We start from the raw sequence: 4,881 nt of genomic DNA, 5'->3' as shown, positions 1-4,881 counted from the left end.
CTTGTTGGCAATGATGGCGCCAACCATGACCATGCCGGCAACCATCAGGGAATTGCCTTTGCCGTTCCACTGGCTGATGAATTGCGGCAGCCCGACAGTCCCGCCGGCGCCGCCGACATTGGTGATCTGCGAACCCGAGATGAGCTTTTCACTGCGCAGCACCTGGTCGATCGTGCGCGCCGTCTGGTCCCAGCCACCACCCGGTGCGGCAGGCACGAAGAGCTGTATCTGGGGCGCGCCTTCGGCCAAAGCGGGAGAAAGATGCGACGTCATCAGCCCGGCACCCACGGCTGCGGTGCTCATCAAAAATCTGCGTCTGTCCAGCATGGGATTCCTCCAAATCACGACACCTCCTCCGGTGCCCGCCAAAACGCGCCTGCATCCAGACCCGTCATCGATTTCAAGCAGATGTTACGGAGTTCTGTCAACGGAAACGATATTCTACTGGACAGAACGATTTGGCGGCGCGACACAGTCGCGTCGCTCGGCTTTCTTCAAACTGGAACCGCCATGGATTCGCCAAGCAAATCGGCAGATGCGGAAATCGACCGCGCCGAAGGTGTTGCAGCACTCGATCGGGCGATTGCCATCCTCGATGCCTTCAGCACGGAGGACCGGTCGCTCAGCCTAGCCGAAATCGCGGCGCGCACCGGCCTCTACAAGAGCACCATCCTGCGGCTTGCGAATTCCCTTTTGCGCGGACGATTGCTCGAGCGCCTCGACAATGGGCGCTACCGCGTCGGACCCGCGACGTTTCGGCTCGGTGCGCTCTACCAGCGTTCGGTCGTGGCGGTCGACATCCTGCTGCCGATCATGCGCGATCTTTCCGAGCGAAGCTGGGAAAGCGTTGCCTTCTACGTTCGCTCGGGCGATGTCCGCACCTGTCTTTACCGCGTCGAATCCAAGCACCCGATCCGCTACACGATACGCGAAGGCGACGTATTGCCTTTGCTGCTCGGCTCGGGCGGCCGCGTGCTCGCAGCGTTTTCGGGCCAGCAGGGCGAACCCTACGAGACCATCCGCAAGACCTGCAACTGTCTCGCCGTCGGCGACCGCGACCCCGAGACCGGGGGCGTGTCGGCGCCGGTATTCGGGCCGGGGGGCGTCCTGCTCGGCGCCTTGACCCTGGCTGGACCAAGCACGCGCGTCGACGCGGCCTTTCTGCAGCGCATAAAGCGTCCGCTGCTCGAGGCAGCGGCCCGCGCCACCCGCGCCTTCGGCGAGGACGCCTCAATGCTCGAGCAGGCAAGCCTGGCAGCGGACGCCCTGCCGTAGAATGCGGCCTGATTGGAAGGCTCGCCCAGTTCAACTTGACCAGAACCACACGGCGGTTCTTGGCGCGGCCCGCCTCGTCATCGTTGCTGGCGACAGGTGCCATCATGCCGGCGCCTGCAGCGGTCAATCGCGCCGCTCAGGTCACCGCGCCAGCAGGATGGTCGGAGCGTCGTGATAGGTGGTCTTTACCACTTCCCGGTAACCGCACTTGGCAGCCACCCTCAGCGAAGCGCCATTCTCCGGATCGATGATACAGACGGTCTTCTCGCGCCCGAAAATCACTTCGCCCCATGCCAGGACGCGGCCAACCACCTCGGTGGCGAAGCCCGCCCCGTGCACGGCCGGAACCAGCGCCCACCCGGCCTCGGGAATGCCTTCGATCGATGGTTCCATGTCGCGCTTCAGATCGTGAAACCCGGCCTCGCCGATGAAGCGCCCGGTCGCCTTCTCCTCGATCGCCCAGAAGCCATAGCCAAGCAACGACCACAGGCCGGCGTGACGCAGGAAGCGCATCCAGCTTTCTTCGCGCGTGCGCGGCTTGCCGCCGATGAAGCGGGTGACGACGGGATCGGTCCACATCGCGGCATAGGTGTCGAAATCATCCAGCCGGTGTGCCCGCAGGATGGTTCGCTTCGTTTCGATGACAGGAGCACTGGTCGCTTGCGGATTGTTCATGGGATCTGCCTCGCACGGATCGCCAGCGCTTAGCAAATCGCCGGTGCTGCGCAAGGGGCCAGGGCAACACGGCCCATCATCCAGGCGCCGCTATGGGAATTTTGCGCGACGATGTTATTTTTCACCGCAGGCTGATTCAACACCTGCCAGCCCGACCTTTTTTCAGGCGCGCATTGGTGGCGTCAAACCCAGGGAAAAGAGCATGGATACCACCGATCTTGTGCTTGCGATCTTCCATCATCTGCTGGTGTTTTCGCTGGCGGGGATCATCGGCGCCGAATTCGTCCTGATCCGCGGCGACCTGGGTGCTGCGACGCTCAAGAGGCTCGCCGGCATCGACCGCCATTACGGCGTCATCGCCGCGCTGATCATCGTCGTCGGCATCGGCCGCGTCTTCTATGGCCTCAAGGGCTGGGAATTCTACGTCTACAACTGGGTGTTCTGGGCCAAGATAGCGGCGTTCGGCGCTGTCGGCCTGCTGTCGATCATCCCGACCGTCCGCTTCATATCCTGGAACAGGCAGGCGAGCGGCAATGCCTCGTTCCAGGTGCCGGCGACCGAACTTGCGTCCGTGAAGACCTATATCCGCGCCGAAGCTTTCATCTTCCTGCTCATCCCGGTCTTCGCCGCGGCGATGGCGCGCGGCTACGGCTACTAGGGTGGCGATCACCCTCCGACATTATCCACCCATCGAGTGCGGATGTTTGCGGATATCGGCAGTTTGCCGCCCAGTTGCTATTTGCTAGCTTGCCCTAGTTGTTGCTTCATGCGCAGCCGGTGTTGAGAGGAGATCCGCGCGGCGTTGGAGATTCATATCCCGGGAGGAGATCACGATGAGAAGATTTGTCGCCGCTCTGGCTGCTGCCGCGGCCGTCACGCTTTATGGGTTCGCGGCCAGCGCGCAGACCTATCCTGAACGAACCATCACCGTTGTGGTACCGTTTGCCGCCGGCGGTCCGACCGACACGGTCACGCGCCTCGTCGCCGAAGCGATGTCGAAGGATCTCGGCCAGCAGGTCATCGTCGAGAATGTCGGCGGCGCCGGCGGAACGCTGGGTGCCGGCCGCGTCGCCAACGCCGAGCCTGACGGCTATACGCTGCTGCTCCATCATATCGGCATGGCGACAAGTGCGACGCTGTACAGAAAGCTCGCCTACGACACGCTGAACGCCTTCGAATATGTCGGCCTCGTCACCGAGGTGCCGATGACCATCGTCGGCCGCAAGGACCTGGAGCCGACCGATCTCAAGGGGTTGGTGGAGTACGCCAAGGCCAACAAGGATTCCATAACCGTCGCCAATGCCGGCATCGGTGCGGCCTCGCATCTGTGCGGCATGCTGTTCATGAGCGCCATCAAGACGCCGCTGGTCACCGTGCCCTACAAGGGCACCGGCCCGGCCATGACCGATCTCCTCGGCGGTCAGGTCGACATCATGTGCGACCAGACGACCAACACCACCAAGCAGATCCAGGGCGGCACCATCAAGGCCTATGCCGTCACCTCGCCGGAGCGCCTCGATGTGCTGAAAGACGTCCCGACGACGGTGGAAGGCGGCCTTCCCGAAGTGCAGGTCGGCATCTGGCACGGTCTCTATGCACCCAAGGGCACACCGGCCGGGATCACCGAACGCCTGTCGAAATCGCTTCAGGTCGCGCTGAAGGACCAGAACGTCGCGGCCCGCTTCGCCGAACTCGGCACCAAGCCATCGCCCGAGGCCGATGCGACGCCCGCCGCACTGAAGGCCAAGCTGGAAAGTGAGATCGCGCGCTGGAAGCCGATCATCGAAGCCGCCGGCCAGTATGCCGACTGAGGTTTGAACAGGGGCGCCACCGGCGCCCCTGTTCGCTCGGCATCCGCTACGCACCGCGGCTTGGGAGAACCATCATGAAACCTTTCGCGATCGACAGGGCCAACGGCCTGTGCGCCGCCCTGTTCATCGGTTTCGGCGCATGGTTCGCGCTGCAATCGCTCGGCCTCGAAATCGGCACCGCGTTGCGCATGGGGCCAGGCTATTTTCCGCTGGTCCTGGCGATCGTGCTGGTCCTGCTTGGCGCCGTCATTCTCGTCCAGGCTGTACGCGTCGAGGGCGAAGCGGTCGGGCATATTGCGTGGCGCGGCATGCTGCTCATCCTGCCTGCTCCGATCTTCTTCGGCCTGACGGTGCGCGGCCTCGGATTCATCCCGTCGATCTTCCTGACGGCGCTGATCGCGTCGTTTGCCAGCCGCTGCATGAAGCCGTTGACCGCGCTCGTGCTGTCGGCCGGCCTGACATTGTTTGCATTCCTTGTCTTCAGCTACGCGCTCGGCCTGCCGTTCCGCCGCTTCGGCCCGTGGCTGGCCCCGTGGTTGGTGTCGTAAGGCGATGAGCATGGATCTGCTCGACAACCTTGCGCTCGGCTTTTCGACGGCGACGTCGCTGACCAACCTCGGTTTCTGCCTGATCGGCGTCCTTCTCGGCACGCTGATCGGCGTCCTGCCCGGCATCGGCGCCACCGCGACCATCGCCATGCTTTTGCCCATCACCTTCCAGATCGGCGACCCGGTTTCCTCCCTCATCATGCTCGCCGGCATCTATTACGGTGCGCAATATGGCGGCTCGACCACCGCCATTCTCATCAACATGCCCGGCGAATCCTCGTCCGCCGTCACCGCGATCGACGGCTACCAGATGGCCAGGAACGGCCGCGCCGGGGCGGCCCTCGCGATCGCGGCCATCGGCTCGTTCTTTGCCGGCACCGTTTCGACGTTCCTCGTCGCCATCTTTGCCCCGCCGCTGACGGCGATCGCGCTGAAATTCGGCGCGGCCGAGTATTTTTCGCTGATGATCGTCGGCCTGGTTTCGTCCGTCGCGCTCGCCCACGGCTCGATCGTCAAGGCGCTGGCCATGGTCGTGCTCGGCCTGCTGCTCGGCGTTGTCGGCACCGACATTT

The 4,881-nt window shown here is 63.7% G+C and carries 6 protein-coding genes and 2 pseudogenes; 5 read left to right on the top strand and 3 right to left on the bottom strand.

Annotated elements, in window-relative coordinates; genetic code table 11:
- Positions 1-327, bottom strand: a pseudogene (locus EN932_RS29360) (tripartite tricarboxylate transporter substrate binding protein); the annotation flags it as partial.
- A gap of 183 nt (positions 328-510) precedes the next feature.
- On the opposite strand from EN932_RS29360, the gene EN932_RS29355 reads away from it, so the two are divergent.
- Positions 511-1,275 carry an IclR family transcriptional regulator gene (locus EN932_RS29355; RefSeq protein WP_128369271.1) on the top strand — a complete coding sequence of 255 codons (765 nt, stop codon included), beginning with the start codon at positions 511-513 and terminating at the stop codon, positions 1,273-1,275.
- A gap of 34 nt (positions 1,276-1,309) precedes the next feature.
- On the opposite strand, the pseudogene EN932_RS39160 reads toward EN932_RS29355, so the two are convergent.
- Positions 1,310-1,411, bottom strand: a pseudogene (locus EN932_RS39160) (DUF4892 domain-containing protein); the annotation flags it as partial.
- A gap of 5 nt (positions 1,412-1,416) precedes the next feature.
- Positions 1,417-1,950, bottom strand: a complete 534-nt coding sequence (locus EN932_RS29345; RefSeq protein ID WP_013529609.1) for a GNAT family N-acetyltransferase — start codon at positions 1,948-1,950, stop codon at positions 1,417-1,419.
- Between the two features lie 202 nt (positions 1,951-2,152).
- On the opposite strand from EN932_RS29345, the gene EN932_RS29340 reads away from it, so the two are divergent.
- From EN932_RS29340 to EN932_RS29325, 4 genes are all read left to right on the top strand, one after another.
- Entirely contained in the window at positions 2,153-2,608 is a 456-nt protein-coding gene (locus tag EN932_RS29340; protein WP_024502811.1) for a DUF2214 family protein, read from the top strand.
- A gap of 175 nt (positions 2,609-2,783) precedes the next feature.
- On the top strand, positions 2,784-3,761 hold the full coding sequence (locus EN932_RS29335; protein ID WP_063168999.1) for a tripartite tricarboxylate transporter substrate-binding protein: 978 nt from the start codon (positions 2,784-2,786) through the stop codon (positions 3,759-3,761).
- A gap of 74 nt (positions 3,762-3,835) precedes the next feature.
- A complete protein-coding gene (locus EN932_RS29330) occupies positions 3,836-4,309 on the top strand; it encodes a tripartite tricarboxylate transporter TctB family protein (RefSeq protein WP_063169000.1) in 474 nt (157 codons plus the stop codon).
- Between the two features lie 10 nt (positions 4,310-4,319).
- The coding region (locus EN932_RS29325) for a tripartite tricarboxylate transporter permease (RefSeq protein WP_206618972.1) at positions 4,320-4,881 on the top strand (562 nt) is incomplete at its 3' end.

This window comes from Mesorhizobium sp. M7A.F.Ca.US.002.01.1.1 (assembly GCF_004022955.1).
Classification (GTDB): domain Bacteria; phylum Pseudomonadota; class Alphaproteobacteria; order Rhizobiales; family Rhizobiaceae; genus Mesorhizobium; species Mesorhizobium ciceri.
This window is presented reverse-complemented; position numbering and strand designations above follow the sequence as displayed.

Bases quoted from the DNA above. Each gene is read 5' to 3' on its own strand.
- EN932_RS29355 (WP_128369271.1), top strand. From the start codon at position 511: ATGGATTCGCCAAGCAAATCGGCAGATGCGGAAATCGACCGCGCCGAA.
- EN932_RS29345 (WP_013529609.1), bottom strand. From the start codon at position 1,950: ATGAACAATCCGCAAGCGACCAGTGCTCCTGTCATCGAAACGAAGCGA.
- EN932_RS29340 (WP_024502811.1), top strand. From the start codon at position 2,153: ATGGATACCACCGATCTTGTGCTTGCGATCTTCCATCATCTGCTGGTG.
- EN932_RS29335 (WP_063168999.1), top strand. From the start codon at position 2,784: ATGAGAAGATTTGTCGCCGCTCTGGCTGCTGCCGCGGCCGTCACGCTT.
- EN932_RS29330 (WP_063169000.1), top strand. From the start codon at position 3,836: ATGAAACCTTTCGCGATCGACAGGGCCAACGGCCTGTGCGCCGCCCTG.